This window comes from Leptothoe sp. LEGE 181152 (genome assembly GCF_032906605.1).
Lineage (GTDB): Bacteria > Cyanobacteriota > Cyanobacteriia > Phormidesmidales > Phormidesmidaceae > Leptothoe > Leptothoe turfae.
Genome location: NZ_JASATU010000010.1, coordinates 2,381 through 22,014 on the forward strand (window position 1 = coordinate 2,381; position 19,634 = coordinate 22,014).

Below are 19,634 nucleotides of genomic sequence, written 5' to 3' on the forward strand. Positions count from 1 at the left end.
CTAAAGCTGTAGGTCTAATCTCTGTAGTAATTCGGGCGAGGGTTGGAAATCTAGAACCCGAAACTCCGGTTCGTTTATCATCTTCACCAGCAGGTTTTGCATGGCTTCACCAAACAATTCGATGGTGTGAGACGACAACAGGGTTTTGTCGTACAAAAGCTGCAGAGTTAGTTGTCCTGCCGTTTTCACTAGACATACGACCAAGGGGCCAACAGGGTCACGCTCCTCCAGCGGCATGTCAATCATTCGCTCGGCAAAGTCCGTTACCTGACAGAGGGCGTCTCGATCATTGCTGTCGATGGAGATACCACTCCACTTTCCTGAGCTACCCAACTGACCAATCACGTCCATGAAATCAAATCGCTTGTGCATCTGGAGTTCCAAGGATGCCTGGCTATAGCATGCAAAGACATCACGGAGCGTCATGGTTGATTGGATATCCAGCGTTAAGGGTGCCGATGATGAAAAGTCTCCGAAAACATTCTCAAACTCGTAGCGATCGCGCAAATTGTAAACCATTTGCACTACCATATTTTGCCCCGTCAGGCGGTACATGAGCACGCCAACCGCACAGGCGACCATTTGTGTCAGGGTGCCCCTGAATCGTCGGGCACCGTCCAAGAGGTCTATCGAAGTATCGATGGTTAAGACACCAGCTTTCGGGGATACGCTTTCTAAATACTCCGCCCGGTCCCGCAACATTGGCCCATGGGCTTGTCTGTTCAGGTAGTCCTGCCAAAATTGCGTATTCTCGGCATTAGCCGACTCAAATAGAGAGAGCGAAAAGTGCGCATATTCAGCTCGCAGTGTGGGAGGTGTCCAATCTGCTCCTTCCACCAGAGCTCGATACCGCTGATACAGTTCCTGCTGAAGGAGGAATAACGTGAATCCATCGGCATGAAAATGATGCGTTTGGAAATAGATTGCCCCCAAATCCTTCCCGTTATATACCACGAACAGGTCTAGCAAGGTTGTCTGAGCAGCATCAAACCCTGCACCAATCTGCTCTAGCTGAAATGTCTCTAGAGCGTCAAGGAAGGTTGCTTGATCTTCGACATCAGGCCAAAGCTCTTCCTGACAGTCGACTTCGTTTCTCTCGTACACAACTTGAACCCATTGCTCGCCTGCGCGTCGAATGCCAGTGCGTAAAATGGCATGATGTTGCGTCATCTCGTTGAAAGCCCGGCGGAGCAATTCCATATTGACAGGACTATCGATCCAAAATGCCTGGCCAATATTGAGAGCGGTCTTCCCGTGAACTTCAGAGGCATCCAGTGCAAATCGCTGCATTTGACTGGTCGGATAATAGCCAACACCTTCCGTGAGTAGCGACAGCAGTGAGCGAGGATGACTCAAGAGACTTTGAACCGACTCGCGCGTTTGCGTGCCCTTGAGGAACTCGAAGCATAGCCGTCCATTCACTGACCAGACACCGACCCCATGTTGTATTAAATGTTCTAACTGGGCCTCACCGTTGCCGGTGTTTATCACCTCCGTTCCAGGTGAAATCGCCAACTCTAGCCGCTCAATAAATGCCGGGCAAGGTCGCTCAATGCCCGAAGTCCGTAAGGGTGATAGGCTTGAGGGTACTTCGTCACCATTCCATTGAGATCCTGTCTGAATTGTCGCCGCCATTTCATCTAGGCTGCTATTCTGCAAAAGTGATGCATCGAAGTCCTCGCTAGAGAAGGCATTAATTCGATTTAGTAAACGCATGCCCATCAATGAGTCCACACCGTAAGCACTAAGCGGTTTTCCACTCTCAATCTCATCCGGTGACAGGCCGGTCAACTCACCCACAAAAGCTTTTAGATGCTCAACAATCTCAGCTGTAGGCTTGGATTTTGTAATCTTCTGTACACCCTGGGATGTTTCGCCTGAGCCGGTGCCGGATACCCAACATCGACGTTTTTCAAATGGATATCCAGGTAGTGACAAGACAGCCTGCTCTGCCGCTGTAAAACAAGCTGACATGTCCAGGTTAACGCCTTTCGTATAGAGATCCGCCAGGACTATTAGGTCTTCTTCCGTTGGTTGCAACGGTGCCTGGAGGCCTTTAACGGTGGCAGCCGCAAGTGTGGACAAGGCAGGGCTCAAAGGACTGGAGGCGTCCACCCTGCCAAGAAAGCCCTTTTCGATCGGATGGCCATCGCCGATGCGAGATAACTGTGTTCGCAACGTGGCAACATCGCTGACCACAATGGCACAGCGTTCCTCAAAGTGCGACCGGTACATCAATAGGTTTGCGGAGAGACGTTGCAAATCACAGTTCAGACCCTCTGAGGATGAATCCAGCCAATGCTGAAGATCGCAACATCGCTGCCGCAGGCCAGAAGCAGTGCGAGCAGACAACGGAATCAGCACAGGCCCACTGCGAACTGAAATTGGCTCTGCCGCCGCTGCCACCGCAGGAGATTCAGAAAGCACCAAATGCACGTTGGTTCCGGTGGCTCCAAACGAATTGATGGCTGCTCTGCGTAACTGCCCAGGTTCAACCTCCCAAGGGAGGGTTTCTTGGATAATCGAGAAGGGGCTATTCTCCAGGTCTAATGAGTCTGATGGTCTTCGCACGTTTGGCGTGCCTGGAATTCGCTGATACCGCATCGCGAGTAACGTCTTCATGAGGTGGCTCATGCCCGAAGCATGAAACGCATGCCCGACATTATTTTCTACCGTCCCCAGAACACAAGGCTGCTGGCGTTTCGTAGTAGCGCCTCCAAAAATACGAGTCAGAGCGTGAGCCTCAACTGTGTCCGCCAACGGCATACCGGACGCATTAGCCTCCATGAGCGTAACGGTTTGAGGATCAATGCCGAAGCGAGTATAGACGTCTTCCAATAAAGCCACCTCAGCATCTGCGTTTGGGGTAACCATGCCATTTGTCTTACCATTATGGTTACTGCCCCAACCCTCAATTACACCGTGAATGCGGTCCCCATCAGCTAACGCGTCGGCCAACCGCTTCAAAACAACGACACTGACTGCTTCAGCGGGCATCATGCCGTTAGCCTGCGCGTCCAATGCGTGACCGGTCTCAGCCGCTGAAAGCAGCTCGATCTGACAAGCACTGATCAGAAGATTGGGGGTTGAGTGGAGCAATGCCCCGCCTGCGATCGCGGCTTCACATCGGTGCATCACCAGTTGATCGCAAGCTTGTGCAATCGCCAGGAGGGAAGAGGCGCAGCCAGCATCCACCGATTGGCAAGGTCCATTCAAGTCCAGACAGTGTGCAACTCGGGCTGGAACCTGGGAGAGGGTAACATGGGGCGAGAATCCCAAGACCTCTTTTAGCCGCAGCGAGTAATCACCGCCGTTGCCGCAAAACACACCCCATCGACACCCAGAAAGACTCTTGGGGTCAATGCCGGCATCCTCAATCGCCCGCCATGATTCCTCCAGAAACAAACGTTCACATGGATCCATCGTCATCGCCTCTTTGGGCGAAATCTCAAAAAACAATGGATCGAAGCAGTCGATACCCTGCAGAAACCCTCCACGGCGCACGTAGGTTTTGTTGGGGTGCGGAGTCGAGTGATAAATCCCCTCCAAATCCCAATCTCGATCCCGTGGAAGGGGAGAGAATGCAGTTTCTCCCCTTTCAATCAGGTGCCAGAACGCATCCAGATCCGGTCCACCGGGAAACCGCCCTGACATGCCGACAATGGCAATATCGCTCGTCTGCTTATGGGAGGTTTCCAAACGATGATGCGCTGAGTTGACCGTAAAAGAATCTGGTGCCGCTGTCTCTGATTCATGGGACTGAACCACGCTGGGCTGCCCCAAAACAGCTGCATCGATAGGCTCTGTCTCGCGGCTGGTAACTGGCATTGGTTCGGCCAACGGTACGGGTGACGGGGACATCGAAGGGCTCAGGTCGCTTATTTCATTATCAAGGAATGCCGTAAACTTTCGAAGGGTTCCATGCTCATAGACGATTGCCGCCGCTATGTCCAAACCAAACTCTTGGTTGATATACCGAATCCATTCCGCCGCCACAATCGAATCAAGCCCCAAGTCCATGAATGGCTTGTCTAGCCCGATTTCATCCACTCCCATAAAGAGTGTTTCAGCCAGACTGGTCAGCAGCTTTTTCTGGAGGGATTCAAGCTCAGTCACTGAACGCTCCGATGGAGGTGCCACTGAACGTGGTGCCGCGACCGGCTCACTGATAGATTCAGCCGGTCTAATAGGTTCGGCATCATCGGTCGCCAACTGCTCGCTGGACACAACGTTCCTGGAGAATTGTGGATTAGTCGATAACGGCGTCAATTCGACGAGTTGATTAGGCTTGTTCGGCATCGCCGTCATGAAGCGGGACTCCATACCATCAAGGGTGGCCAATGGTTGGGAAAGTCCAGTCAACTCGGCCATTGGTGATGGTGCCGTCCGCGGTGGAATAGCGACTTGGGCGGCCATTGGCCATGGACCACCAGATGGAGTGCCGGGTCTTTCAACCCAATATCGACGGTGGGTAAAAGGGCTCGTCGGCAGGCTGATACGTCGGGGGCTTGGGCTGATGGCACGGTGGAGTCTAGTCCAGTCAAATTCATGTCCGCAAACCCAAAGTTGAAGGATTTCTTGCCCATCGCCCCCCCCAGTGAAGCGATCAACCATGGCGTTACTAGCCGAATTTGATGACAAGGATTTGAAGCCATCCGACAATTGCTGATCGTCGCGGCCACGAAGCTGCCCCTCCACGGGCAAAGCACTATTGAGAAACATCTCAAGTTGGTCCCGTAACTCCCCCATGGAATCCACCACGAAACCTAAACGCTCCGTCATAGGTTCCCGTCCTACCTGCAGCGTGTAGGCGATGTCATGTAATTGAGTATCGGAGGCGCGTGATGGATCAGTCACAAAATCGCGTAGGTTGCGAGCCGCTTGGCGCAGTTGTTCCTCGCTTCTGGCCGAGAGCAAGATGAGGGCGCGTGGAGGCTGACCGGCCTTGAAATTCGCGTTCGGGGTATCCTCCAGCGGTTGCGAAATGGATACGTTGGGGGCTTCTTCGATTACCAGGTGGGCATTAGACCCGCCAGCACCAAAAGATGAGATGCCAGCAATGCGCTTCATCGGCCTGCCGTCAATATTGGCAGGCTGCCAATCGCGCAATTCCTGATTAACGACAAAGGGCGTGGATGCAAAATCGATATGGGGATTCAGGACACTGGAGTGAATCGACGGCACAATTTGTTGATGCTGCATTTGCAATAACACCTTGGTCAGGCCAGCAATACCCGCCGCCGCCTCGCAATGGCCAATGTTAGATTTTGCCGACCCGATCCAACATTGCCTATTGTTAGGCTCCAGACCAAATGCCTTGGTCAACCCTGCAATTTCAATTGGATCTCCAAGCTTAGTTCCGGTGCCATGGGCCTCAATGTAGCTAACGGCTCTGGGGTCAATGCCCGCTTCGTTTAGGGCTTGAACAATCACTCGCTTCTGCGCGTTAGGGTTCGGCACGCTATAGCCGTTGGTGCGACCACCGTGATTCAAAGCGCTGCCCTTGATCACGCCGTAAATGTGGTCTCCGTCGCGCTGGGCATCAGCCAAACGTTTCAACAATACGACGCCAACACCCTCACTGGGGATATAACCATCACCGCCCTCGCCAAAGCTTTCGCATCGACCCTGGGTGGAAATAAACTGACCGCCACTGAGCATCAGATACTTATTGGGATGGACGGTGAGATTGACCCCGCCAGCAATGCCCAGGTCAGTCCGACCTGACTTTAGATCCTGACAAGCCAGGTGCACACAAGTGAGTGAACTGGAACACATCGTGTCCACAATCATGCTGGGGCCGTTGAGATTAAGGACGTAGGAGACTCGATTGGCAATACTGGCCAAATTGCCCGCAAAAGCTGCGGGTTTACCGACCATCGTCGACTCTGCACCCAGCAACTGATATTCGCCATACATCGAACCGATATAGACACCGACCGGTGAAACCGTATCCTCACCAAGCTTTGCTTGAAGATCCTGGGGACGATATCCAGCATCCTCTAGTGCCTTCCAGGTCTCCTCTAGAATCAGCCGTTCCTGCGGATCGATGAATGGAGCAACCCTTGGCGAGATGTTGAAAAACTGGGGATCAAACTTGTCCACATCGTCGATGAACCCTCCCCATTTACTGCTGTGGCCAGCACCATTACCGGATTCGTCAGAGTAATAGTCCCTCCAGTTCCAACGTTCAGGCGGTACTTCTGTGATGCAATCGCGACCGTCCCGCAGATTGGCCCAGAACGCTTTCAAATCGGCTGCCATGGGATAACGCCCGGACAACCCAATAATAGCGATGTCAAGGGCACGGCTTGAAAGAGCTTCCTGAGGTTTAGTGTCCTGCACAGCGGAGCGATACCGTCGAGTTCGCAACATACTGTTCGCTGTGGAGACGGTTGTTGTCAGTGCTGTCAACGGCTCGGTAGTTGCCGCCTGTGTCCTGCCCTTTGCCATTCGGTCTCCGCGAATGACCGATGTCAGTTTTGCCCTATGGGTTTCAACAAAATATCGTGCCAGCGAACCAATGTTGTCATATTCGAAAAAGAGTGTCTTTGGTAATGATCCGAAGGTTTCCTCCAGTTGATTGGTCAGGTTCATCACCACAATCGAATCAATGCCAAATTGTGAAAATGACTCGTCCGGACGTAAGCGATGGGGCGGTATATGGAGTGCGGAGGTAATCAATTGTCTTAAGTAATCGATGGCTACCGCTTCTGGCTCAGAATATTCATCGACCCTGGCTGTCGACCCATGGTCAACCTCAACCAAGGTCCTGTCGGGTTCAACAGAAACTTTAAGCAGCGATCGCAACCGTGACAGGTCGCCTGTTAATGGCATCATCTGGCCTTTGCCCGATGCCAATATGCATTCAAACGCCTCTAGCCCGACCACAGATGCCATGGAAGTTAATCCCAGCTTATCTGTCATCGTCGCTTGGGCAGCGGCGACCATCTTCATGCCACCGTCCTGCCAAAGTGGCCAATCGATGCTGACGGTACGTCCACTCCGCTCACCGCGCTCAACACGCCCGTTGCGGAAATGGGCAAAGGCGTCTAAAAATGCGTTGGCCGTTGCATAATCACTTTGGCCCGGATTGCCGAGTAATCCCGCACCCGCTGCAAACAGAGCAAAGAAATCCAGATCCAGTTGCCTCGTTGCCCGATCCAGGTTCCAGGCTCCGGCAACCTTAGGGGACAGGACTTCCTGAAACTCATCAACCGGTTTCTGAAGTATGAACGCGTCCTGTAAAACCCCTGCCGCGTGAAGAATACCGTCGATTTTCACATAATCCCTGACGATCTCCTGGGCCAAGCGTTCAACGTCTGCTTCCAGGCTGATATCGGCCTGCCGATAGTCCACACGGGCACCATTGGCATTCAAGGTTTCAAGCCATTCTCGTTGCTCGGCAGCCAAGGCTGATCGGCCTGTCAATATCAGCGTGACATCCTGCGTTTCGGTGGCAATATATTTGGCAAAGAGGCGTCCCAGACCGCCCATGCCCCCCGTGATCCAATAAACACCTCCAGATTTCCAGGGTACAGTCGATAGCTTTGTCGGCATCGGCGATGCAAATTCGCACCAATGTATCGTCCGCCGGACACCCCGCTCATATCGGATCCTGACATCCTCCAGACCAGTGGCATTCTCAGCCAAAATCTGCACCAACGTGTCTGCCGATGTTCGAACATCGACCTCAATCACTTGACCCGCAAACAGGGGATTCTCTAACCGAGCCGTGTGCAGCAAGCCCGCGAGTCCACTAAACAGATTGCCTGTCCCTTTGGACGGAATCAAGATTTGCACTAGCACCCTACGGGTGGGTTTCTTAGCCAACAACTCCTGCGTTAAACGAAAGACTTGCGTAGAGACCCCTGCAAAAGCAGCTGCGACATCGTCTTGGTCAAACGGCAACTGTTGCCATGCAACCCCTGGTAACTTAGCGTGAACAACGTCGTCGGATAGCCCATCAACGCCATAGACCAGGAGATGACGGTGCTCAAAATTAGGTGAGGGATCCGCAGCCATAACGGATTGCTCGCGCCATTCAGGATAGGCAAGCAGCAGGCTACTCGCTACGTCTGGGTGAGAAGAACCGGATGGTAATGGGCGAAATGTGAATCCTTTCATGCGAATACACACCTGCCCATGGGCATCGCACAGCTCGAAATCAAGTTTCTGCCCTCCTGCTGACGGGGATGTCGCTTCACTCACCTGAATCCAGACCCACATGTCGTTCACCCATGGGGCGAAGATCTGCAATTCATCCAGGGCAAACGGTACGGTTGCCGCCAGGTTGTCAGCGACAACCGTCTGCCCCCCCTGTAGTGCCAAGCCAATCGCCGCCTGGAGCGCGCCGTCTAAGAGACTGGGATGCAGTAGATAGGCGTCGCTGGTTGCTAATGCCGCATCAGGCAGTTGCAGCCGTGCCAACACGTGCTTGCTGTCAGCAAACAGTTCCACCAGGCTTTGATGGGATGGTCCGTAATTCACCCCCATGGATTGGAATGTGGCATAGCACTGGGCGGCATCGAATCGCGGCGCGTTAACAACTTCCGCCTTGAGCCTATCCAAGTCCAGCACAGGCATCTCAGATTCCATCTTCACAGCCTGGAGCATGGCAACCCCCTGGCCATGCAGCACAGGAGAATCATCCGTTAATGACGAGTAGATTTCGAACCGTACCTTGCCCTCCCCTTCGTCCAAAAGGCCGACATGCAAAGTTTGTGGATGCTCCGCCACAACAATTGGTCGAGCCCAAACAACATGGTTGATCGACCGAACTGACAAACCTTCACATGGGCCGCTGATCTGCTCCACCGCCGCCCGTGCCATTTCCAAACAGGCTACGCCCGGCAGGAGCTTTTGACCGCCCACAACATGGTCTGCGACATAGGGCGCGTCGGCTAAGAACACTGAACTGAAGCGTAATCCATCCAGGTCCGACGTATTCTGATGAAGCAGGGGATGCAGGGGCTGCACACTCTGTCGTTCATTAGCTTTGGAGACACCCACGCGAATCCAATAGGGTTCCTGCTGAAATGGATAGGTGGGCAATACGACCCGGTTTGGACGGGGATGCCCATAGAGCTGCTCCCAGTCTATGGGCATCCCCTTGACCCACAAATCCAGAAGTTTAGACAGCTTTCGCTTGCTGTGCCAAGCTCGGATCATCTCCTGGGCGTCCTCGTCATGGGCCAGTCGTGTCAAACTATCGTGGCCGCGAGCGACACAGTCACGCACGCAGTCCTTTACCTGATCTGGCCCGACGGCAAGAAAGCCCTGGAGCTTTTCGATCAGCTCGTGCCTGGTGCGGGCAATAAAACCAACCCGCTCCTCCATCGGATCACGCCCCGTTTGCAGAGTGAAGGCGATATTGCGTAACGCCGGAGACTCAGAAGCATCAGCCCGACTCAAAAAGTGCAACAACTTTTCGACATAGGCGGAGAGACTGTCCTCCGTTTTGGCAGAAAGGACGATGATCACAGGATCGTTGTTGTCGTCGTCGTTAGCGATCGCAACTCTGTTGGGGGGCTCAGCCAGGATCACGTGGGCGTTAGAACCACCCGCTCCAAACGACGAGATGCCAGCCACATAGGGATATTCTTTCAATGGACCATCGAGCCTTAACCGGGGCCGTTCCCATGGCTCCGGCTGCACCTGCACCTTAAACGGGGTCTTTGGAAATGGGATCTTAGGATTCAAGGTTTCTGCATGCAAACTGGGAGTCAGTTCGCCGTGTCGCATCTGCAGAACCACCTTGGTTAACGCTGCAATCCCGGCAGCAGCCTCCAAGTGACCGATGTTTGACTTAACCGAACCCAAGGCACAGTAACCGGTGTCTGTAGTATCCGTTTGAAACGCCTGGGTCAGGCCGGTCACCTCAATGGGATCGCCCAACTCCGTACCCGTGCCATGGGCCTCCACATAACTGACGCTGCGAGCATCAATACCAGCATTGTCCAGCGCCTGTCTGATCAGCTCGCTTTGGGCTTTGGGGTTGGGGACGGTATAGCCATTGGTCTTACCGCCATGATTAACCTGGGTGGCCCGAATGACGGCATGAATAGGATCGCCGTCCGCTAGAGCATCAGACAAGGGTTTCAACAATACTACGCCGACGCCTTCTCCTGGAACAAAACCATTGCCGCCGTCTCCAAAACTTCGACATTGCCCAGTTTTAGACAGCATATATTGGGCACATAGACCCACGTAGGAGGACGGATGGAGATACAGATTAACGCCACCTGCCAGAGCCATGGCACAATCCCCCTGACGCAAGTGCTGACAGGCCTCATGGATGGCAGTCAGAGAGGAGGAACACATCGTGTCGATCGGCATACTGGGGCCGTGGAGATTCAGCAAATACGAGACGCGATTGGCAACTGAACCGAACGATGTATTGGGCACTGCGGTTTCCCCCTGGTTTGCCCAATCCCGTGCATATCGATCAAATCCTGTCTTGGTAATGCCAGCAAACACACCAACATTGCCATCCACGGTCTGGGCCAGTCTTGCTCGTGAGTACCCTGCCGATTCGACCGCCTCCCAGGCAGCCTGCAAAAATAGACGTTCCTGGGGATCTATGCCCATTGCTTCGAGGGGCGAGATGTTGAAGAACAGCGGATCGAAGTCGGCGAACCCGTTTAAAAATCCCCCCCATTTGCTGTAGCTCAGGCCCTGGGCCACCGCCTGCTGTGGATCCGGATGGTAAAACCCGTCCAGGGACCAGCGTTCCTCGGGAATTTCAGTGATACAGTCTTTGCCGGTTTTCAAGTTCTCCCAATAAGTGTCAAGGGAATCAGCTTGGGGATAACGACCGCTGATGCCAATGATGGCGATCGGCTCCTGAATCGACTGACGGGGGCCATTGCCTACAAGTGAGGAATCTGCGTTGTTGCCGACTCGGTTCACATCCTCAGCCGAAGGTCCGACGTCCTTGGCATTACGGGTTGTGGTTGGTCGAGTCACAGGTGCCATTACCGTGTCCAAACCTGTCCAGCGGATACAGTCCAGGCGAAACGTATCGACTAAATGATCGGTAAGATCCCGCAGATTACGGATCTCAAAGAGTAAGGTCTGGGAAACCTCTGGGAAAACACGCCCCAGTTTCAGGTTGAGTTGGGTCACCAGAATTGAATCGATGCCGTAACTTTCAAGCGGTTCATACTCATCAATCCGGTCTTTAGCAAGATTGATGGTTTCACCCAGCAGAGATTTCACCTGATCTAATGTGCGATCGCAAAGTTCCTGTTCGTCCACAGCCGCCGCTGATTCCAGGACATCATTGGCGGACTGTTTTGAATTCCCTGACAAGATGACCTGACGGAGACGCTTTGTTTCTCCGGACAGAATCATGACCTGGGTAAGTCCACTGGCAATTATTTGATAAAAGGCTTTCAGACCCGCGTCGCTCTCCAAAGGGATAGATCCCGTCCTTTCATGCATGGCTGCCAAAGTGGCATCATCCACCCTCATCCCCCCGGAATTCCAGAGGGGCCAATTGACAGAAACGATCCGGGTCGGGCGAGCATTCGCTCCATGCTGGAGCCCATGCCCATGGGCAAACGCATCCATAAAGGCATTAGCAGCAGCATAGTCTGCCTGACCCAGGTTACCGGTTACCCCAGAGCAAGACGAGAAAAGAACAATCAGCTTGGGAGCTAACTCTCGGGAAGCACGCTCCAACAGCACGGTCCCCTCCACTTTGGCTGCCAAAACAGTTTTGAATTCGGCAGTTGTTTTTTTCGTTAAAAAGTTGTCACGAATCATGCCAGCGGCATGCAACACGCCATCCAACCGTCCAAAATCACGTCGAATGCTTTTCATTAAGTCTGTTACGGCAGTCTCGTCTGCCACATCGACCTGCCGATAGTCCACACGGGCACCTGCAGTTGCCAGCCGGTCCAACCGAGCTTGCATTGGATCATTGAGCACCGACCGACCGACCAGAATGATATTGGGAGTCGCAACCCTGGAAACAATTTCCTCAGCAAACAACGCTGCCAGTTCTCCAGCACCGCCAGTAATTAGGTAAACGCCCTCATCCTGCCAACATCGTGATGGCTCCTCAGACACATCAGTCAGCTCTTCGAAGGTGAGCACCATGCGGTTGCCATCGACATAGCGGATCCGTACATCCTCTGCTTGCGCATGATTTTCCAACAAGGTGGTCACCGGATCGCCATCTGGCTGTAATTCGATCACCTGACCAAACATGGCAGGATTTTCAAGGGTCGCCGTTTGCAGCAGTCCTGCAAGACCGGCCAAAATCTGCCCCTCACCCTGGCTGTCAATCAGCACCTGGACCAAGGTTTTACCCTCAGCTTTTTCAAGCAGTAGGGACTTGATGGTTTCAAACACCTGGCAACTGACATCCCCAAAGCGGACCGCAATGTCAGTCGCATCACAGTGTAAAACAGTGCAACGCGCCCCCGGTAAACCAGACTCAATAGCCGCCGCCTGGGACTCAAAACTGCCACACAGCAGAATCACATGGCGGATAAAGTTTTCAGTAGTGTTTTCAGTAGTATGCTCATCGACAGAAACCGCCGCCGCTTTCCACACTGGTCGACACAACAACGTCGAAGAGGCCAGAGAAGGAGTCAGCCCTGAGCTTGCAAGTATAGGGAGCACCCTTGAGGTGCTAACGGTTTCATCCCCTGGCATGGCAACAGTAGGCTGCCGCCAATAATGCTCCCGTGCAAAGGGATACGTCGGCAGGGAAACACGGCGTCGCTGTTTCCCTGTGTGTAGGCATTGCCAATCGATGTCAAGGCCATCGACCCAGAGTTCCATCAGTTTGGCATAATCCTCCTGTGCCATCCATTTTGCGACCAATTCTTGCATGGCACCGTCGGCAGCAAGCCGGGACAACGCATCCTGATCACGTTGCAGATGCCCTCGGAAAAGCCCAACCACATCGTCTCCGGAAAGGTAACGTTGAAGCATGGTCCTCAGCGCCGCCTCTGATTTGGCAACGAAGGCTAAACGTTCAGTCATCGCGGCACGACCGATTTGGAGCGTATACGCCAGGTCGTGCAAACTGCACCCGGACGCCTTGAATTGGCTGTCTATGTAGTGAAGTAAATTCTCGCAAATGGCCCTGAGCCGATCGCGATTCTTGGCTGATAGCAGAATGACAGCAGGTACCAGGGGTGCGTTGGTCGTGTCCTTTTGGAAAGACGGCACATACTCTTCGAACACCACATGAGCATTCGTGCCGCTGAATCCAAACCCGCTCACCGCAGCGCGACGCACTTCACCGTCCTTAATCTCCCAATTCCGACAGGAGGTATTCACGTAAAACGGAGAATTTTCCAGATCGATGTGCTCATTAAGTGCTTCGAAATGTATGGTCGGAGGGAGTTTTCGGTATTTCAAAGCCAGTATCGATTTGATCGCACCAGCAATACCCGCTGCTGCAAGTAGATGACCAACGTTGCTTTTAACCGAGCCGAGAGCACAATAACGCTTGCGACTCGTGTAGTCTTGGAAAGACTTTTTCAAACCTGCCACTTCAATCGGGTCGCCCAGTTTCGTCCCAGTACCATGGGCTTCGACCATTTGAATACTGTCGGGATTGAGTCCAAAGCGATCGTAAACGTATTTTTCCAACCTGGTTTGGGCATCGCCATTGGGCGCAGTGATTCCATTAGTTTTTCCGTCCTGGTTCACACCCCAACCCCGGATCACGCCGTCGATGCGGTCCCCATCCCTTTCGGCATCCTCCAGACGTTTCAACAGAATAACGCCGACTCCTTCACCCGGCACAAAGCCGTTGGCCCGCTGATCAAAGGTGAAACAGCGTCCGTCCGGCGAGAGCATGCCAGCCTTGCTGGTCATAATGTGCATCATAGGTCCAGCCATGATGGAAACACCGCCCGCAAAGGCAAGATCGCTGTTGCCAAGGGTCAGACTATCGCAGGCTGAGGCAATGGCAACCAGCGATGACGAACAGGCGGTATCCATGGCCACGCAAGGCCCCTGCAAATTCAACACATAGGAAATGCGGGCCGCCAGAATCGACATGGATCCACCCATCAGAGTAGACGCGTCCCTTTCTGCGCCCTCGAAACCCAGACCATAGTCGCCAGGTCCACACCCCGCAAAGACTCCACACTTGCTGCCCGCCAACTTTAACGGATCGTAACCGGCATCTTCGATGCAACTCCAACAGCTTTGCAGGAAGAGACGTTGCTGTGGATCCATTGCCTCCGCTTCCATGGGAGAAATGTTAAAGAAGAGTGGATCAAACTTGTCCACATCTTCCAACATGCCCATCCATTTGGAATAGGTTTTTCCGGGTACCTCTGGGTTGAGGTCGTAATACGACTCAAGCGGCCAACGAGTCGGCGGCACCTCCGAGATACAGTCTTTACCTTCGAGCAAGTTATTCCAAAATGTAGTGATGTCGCGGGCCATTGGAAACTGACCGGCCATGCCAATCACCGCGATGTCGTGACGCGTTAGCTCACGGTCTCGGGACACTGTTTGAGATCGCGCCGTTGTTTCGAACCCACCCATTTGTTCGGTATCCGCAGATACCCGAGGAGTTTCAACAGTGGCGGTGCTAACCGCAGAGGGCTGGGGCTGGGGCAGATGCCTGTTATCCGGCAATCTGTTATCCGGCAATCTGTTATCCGGTAATCTGTTATCCGGCAAGAAGAGCCCGAGCTTGTTACCCTCATGCCGCACATATCTTGCCAGTTCATTGATTGTGGGGTGGTTGTAAATCTCCGTGGCGGGGATGGACAGTCCATAACGCTGATTGACTTCGCGCATCCAGGTCACACTGTTGATAGAGTCAAGCCCCATTTCAATGAACGCTACGTCATTTTTTATCTTGCCTAATGCCATGTGCAATTCGGCGGCCAGGGTTTCGCGTAGGGTATGAACAATGGTGCGTAAGATTTCGCTGCGTAAGACCTCGTCACCCATTGCAGAGGTTTCGGCAGCCTGGTAGTCGGACTGTGCCTCAGTCTGCTCCATTTGGGTTGCCATGGGGGTGGATGGACCACCATACAAGGTCTCAATTCTTGCACGCACCTCCTGGCTCCCCACAAAGGCTTGCTCATGCATGGCAAGTTCTGCGGCGTAGATCGATTCCAGGCGTTGCCTCAATACACGAACGCGCGTCTGCTTCCAGTCCATCAATGTTTGGCGGGAAGCAGACGCTAGATGATGCGCCGCCGCCATAGCACCCGCCAACACGTCTGAACGTGGAAGCACAGGCATGGTAATACCGCGACGCTTCAACTCATGGCCTTTAAATTCCCTAGCACCAAACAGTATTTCCCCCCCGAGATCATGCCCGAACTGATGCGGGATAATCAGGGTTGAACCGGCACCGGGCGTAAATCCATATTGCATGTAGGGACTGTGATAAACACTCTCAGCGCTAAACACGGCCCCATCGCAGAACATCCCCAGCGCCCATCCAGCACCGATACCATGGCCTTGCATCGCGGCAATCACCGGAATGTTGCATTCCAGCGGTAGGCTGGTAACCCGTGAGTCAGTGAAACGCGCCCGTCCTGCCTGAATCGCCAGCAGTGCCTCACGCGTGCCACCACAAGCAAAGTAATGGCCATACCCGGTCAGCACAACCACCTTGATTGAGAAAGTCTTTTCAACCCATGCAAAGGCCTCAGTAAGACCTTGGGCAAGCGCTTCGGTAAATGTATTCTTGCTGTCTCTGTCATCCATCGTCAGGACAGCCACGCCATCGGAAAAAATCTCTAACTTGACAACCTTGGACTGAAGATTCACGATTTCAGGGGCTGCCATCTCGGGTGTTGCGGTTGCCTTGAATGCCGACTGCAACAGTGCTTCGGACGCTTCAGAGTCTAAGGGTAAATCAGCATCTTCTACCCTCGTTATGGCAGTGACTGTTCGATCAAATGTAGATGCAATGGGGCGGGAGAGATGCCGCTTCAACAAGGTTAGAGATTGGCGCGGGGCACCTGCCATTCGATGGGCAAGATCCAATGCAAACTCATCAATGTCATGACGAGGCAATACCAGGCAACCAATACCAAGGTCGTACAGTTCGCCACCTGTGGAACGATTGCTGGGTTGAATCAGGACCTTAGCGATCGCAGGGCCGAAGCGATCTGTTAGAAAATCCATAGCTGCTTGGGAGACGGATGCTTCGGTACCGGGCTCAAACAATTGCAATCCGCTCTCTTCACCGCAGATCATCAAGTCGCAAAGTGCTCCTACCATTAATCCTGCCCCAGAGGCTGAGCCCTTCATGACCGCGATGATCGGTACCTGCTGATCGAGCGTCAACCGGCCAAGTTGTTGGTCAAAGGGCGAAACTGCCGCCGAGGGGGCACTGGTCAAGAAGCCATCGTCATTGCCCCGCAGCAATACCACATTTACATCTGCCCGGTCACATGCGATCGCTAATGCTTGTGCCAATTCATCGAGCAATGCCTGGGTCAATTGATTACAACCGTCGTGGCTATCGATTAGAACCGACACCACACCGGCTCCGTGCTCCTCTGTATTCACACTGAATAGCGACGGCTGCTTGAACGACTGCTGCTGCATCCACCAGTTCATGGGTGGATGCAACAGCCTTGGTACCTTGGCCACAGCCGGGACAGGAAACGCACTAGGCATGATGGTTGGATCGCCCAAGGCCACCAGGCGAGGTGGCTTAGCCAAAATCGTTGCAGGCGGGGGTGTCCCATCACCTATCAATGGACGGCTCCCAGCATGAACGCTTGCAGTTGGCTCTGGAGATGCTGGCACCCAATACCTTTCCTTGGCAAATGGATAGGTCGGTAAACTGACATGTCGACACTGTTTGGGTTGCGGCCAAATGAGGTCCCAATCAAATACGAGCCCCGTCACCCAAAGTTCCAGCAACAACGAATAATCACCAACGTTTGATTGGGCCTCAATGCGCTGGAGCGTCTCCTGGTCAGGTTGAAACAATGCCAGTCGACCACGCTGGCGCTGAACTCGACCGCGAAATGTCCTCGACCCTGCAGCCTCATTTTCAAGAAACTGGGTCAGCTTCTCAATCAACTCGTCAAGGGATGACACCACCCATGCCAAACGCTCTTGCATGGCTTCACGCCCAACTTGCAGGGTATGGGCAAAATCTTTTAAAGAAGGTAGCGTTTGCGAGCCCGACGTCAAAAAAGCACGGAGATTTTCCACCACATCACGCAGACGATCTTCATCCCTCGCCGACAGGACCACGGGAGTTGGCAAGCTAATATCTGATGATTTAGGAGAGGGATTAGCCTGAACATATTCTTCGATCACAACGTGGGCGTTGGTGCCGCTGAAGCCGAATGAACTCACCGCACCCCGTCTGGGATGATCTGCAAGCGCGCTCCAATCTTTCAACTCTGTGTTTACATAGAAGGGAGAATTCTCAAAATCACAGTGCGCATTGGCATGCTTGAAGTGCAAACTAGGCACCAGTTGCTGGTGTTTCAGCGACAATAACACCTTGTGAATACCGGCCATGCCCGCCGCCGCCGAGGTATGACCTATGTTGCTTTTGACCGATCCTAGAGCGCAATAATGTTGTTGATCAGTCTTTTCATGAAACACTTTGGTTAGGGCTTCGAATTCGATCGGATCCCCCAATTGGGTACCGGTGCCATGGGTCTCTACATAGCTAATTGTGGCTGGATCGATTTGAAACCGATCATAAACAGTGCGTTCCAGTTCGATCTGGCTCTGAACACTGGGGGCAGTAATGCCGTTGGTGCGGCCATCCTGATTAATACCTGAACCAATGATCACGCCATGGATACCATCGCCATCGCGCTCTGCGTCTTCAAGCCGCTTTAATACCACAAGCCCCGCCCCTTCACCGGGAACAAAACCGTTGGCCGAAGTATCAAATGACTTGCACTGACCATCCGGAGACAGCATTCCCGCCGCGCACATGCCAACGTAAGACGCTGGAGTCAGATAAAGGGTGACACCACCGACCAGGGCCATGTCAATCTCACCGCTACGCAACGCCTGACAAGCCAAATGGACGGCCACCAGAGATGACGAACAGGCGGTGTCAATAGGGATCGCCGGTCCTTTTAGATTCAAATGATACGGTATCCGGGCAGCGGCAATGGAATAACTGTTGCCCGTATTCAGCCCTCCAACCTGTTGCTGAGACAGCAAGTGGACGTACTCGCTGTTCATGATTCCCATATAGACACCGCACTTTTTGCCATCCAGCGCCTGAGGACTGTAGCCAGCATCTTCGAACGCCCTGTAGGCCTCCTCAAGAAAGATCCGATGCTGTGGGTCCATCAGTTCTGCCTCGGCGGGCGGAATCATGAAAAACGACGTGTCAAAGCAATCAATATCCGCTAAAACACCCAGCCATTTACAATAAATCTTGCCAGGTTTGGCAGGATCGGGATCGTAATACTCGTTTACGTCCCAGCGATCCTTCGGGATCTCTGCCACAGAGTTTCGCCCCTGTTTCAGATTGTCCCAAAACTGTTGAAGATCGGCGGCACCTGGATACCTTCCGGACATCCCAACAATGGCAATACCTTCAGCTGCAGGAGGGTGGCTTTCGGTCTGAGTGAGGGGCTGTTGAGTCTGCCCATCGGGGTGTTGCGCTGGTTGTATTGCCTGCGAAGTAACAACAGTATCAGCTGATGATGCGATCGCAGAGGTGAAAGTGTGCAACTGGGTCGGGAGCTTTCCTTGAAGTTCCGTGCCCAGGTAATCTGCGAATTGAACAATGGTTGGGTAATCGTAGGTCCGAGTTGCTGGAATCTTGAGCCCATATTGTTGGTTGACCGTTTGAATCCATTCCACATTGACAATTGAGTCAAGCCCCATGTCACTAAAGGGCTCATCAAGGTCCACATCCTCCTTGTCCATGTAGAGGGCAGCAGCGAGACTTTCTCGCAGGCTTTCCCGTAACACATCCGGGGAACCCAATGCCTCTGATTGATTACCCTTTAGGTGGCCATTCGATTCCTCAGTGTTGCTGTTGGCGCGTATGTCACGTCGAGCCTCTTCCAGGCTGAGATCACCATCTTGCAGGGACTGTAGGATGTGTTTCAAGCTCATGGTTTAACAAGTTCTAATGCGGCCAGGTCAAGTTTTTCAATCAGGCGTTCAGCTTCTGAGACCTCCAATTCACCACGCTGAACGTGCTGGAGAACGTCGTCCAAAGAAGTTGATTTTGCAGGTGCAGACTCCTTTTCTTGATTTTGCGGAGGGGACTGCTGCTCCAGGGTGTCGGCAAGAAAGTTAGCGAAAGCAAGAATATTGGGATAGTCGTAGACTTTAGTAGCCGGAATCTTAACGTCAAAACGTCGATTGACGGCCTGAATCCACTCGACACCGATCACCGAATCCAGGCCCATATTTGTAAACGACTCATCGGTCGAAACATCGCTCACACCCATGTAGAGAATCTCGGCTAACATATCCACCAGCACATCAACAATTGACTCGATTGAGCCTGACGGCGAGGCTAATTTGAGCTGAGGGTTCACACTGGGTTGGGCCACTTCAGATAGCTCAGTTTTGACGATCGATGGCAGATTCTGACTAAAGACCGTTTCAGATGATGGTGGGGAGAGGGTAATGTCCTGCAGCTGCGTTAGTGGCTGCACACCGTTGTCAGCTGCTGATTTATT

2 protein-coding genes (1 of these 2 cut by a window edge) are annotated in these 19,634 nt (G+C 53.2%); both read right to left on the reverse strand.

Annotation, left to right across the window (positions count from 1 at the left end; translation table 11 throughout):
* Positions 1-19,059 (reverse strand): SDR family NAD(P)-dependent oxidoreductase, encoded by a 19,059-nt coding sequence (locus QGP82_RS06125; protein WP_499057743.1) that lies wholly within the window; start codon positions 19,057-19,059, stop codon positions 1-3.
* Positions 19,056-19,634 carry the final stretch of an SDR family NAD(P)-dependent oxidoreductase gene (locus QGP82_RS06130; RefSeq protein ID WP_499057745.1) on the reverse strand. 12,630 nt of this gene lie beyond the right edge of the window, so the window shows 579 of its 13,209 coding nt (coding positions 12,631-13,209); the start codon falls outside the window, past its right edge — the gene reads right to left on this strand; its stop codon occupies positions 19,056-19,058. The genes QGP82_RS06125 and QGP82_RS06130 overlap by 4 nt, the downstream gene beginning before the upstream one ends.

Excerpts from the sequence above, each read along its gene's own strand:
- QGP82_RS06125 (WP_499057743.1), bottom strand. The coding sequence starts at position 19,059 with ATGAGCTTGAAACACATCCTACAGTCCCTGCAAGATGGTGATCTCAGC.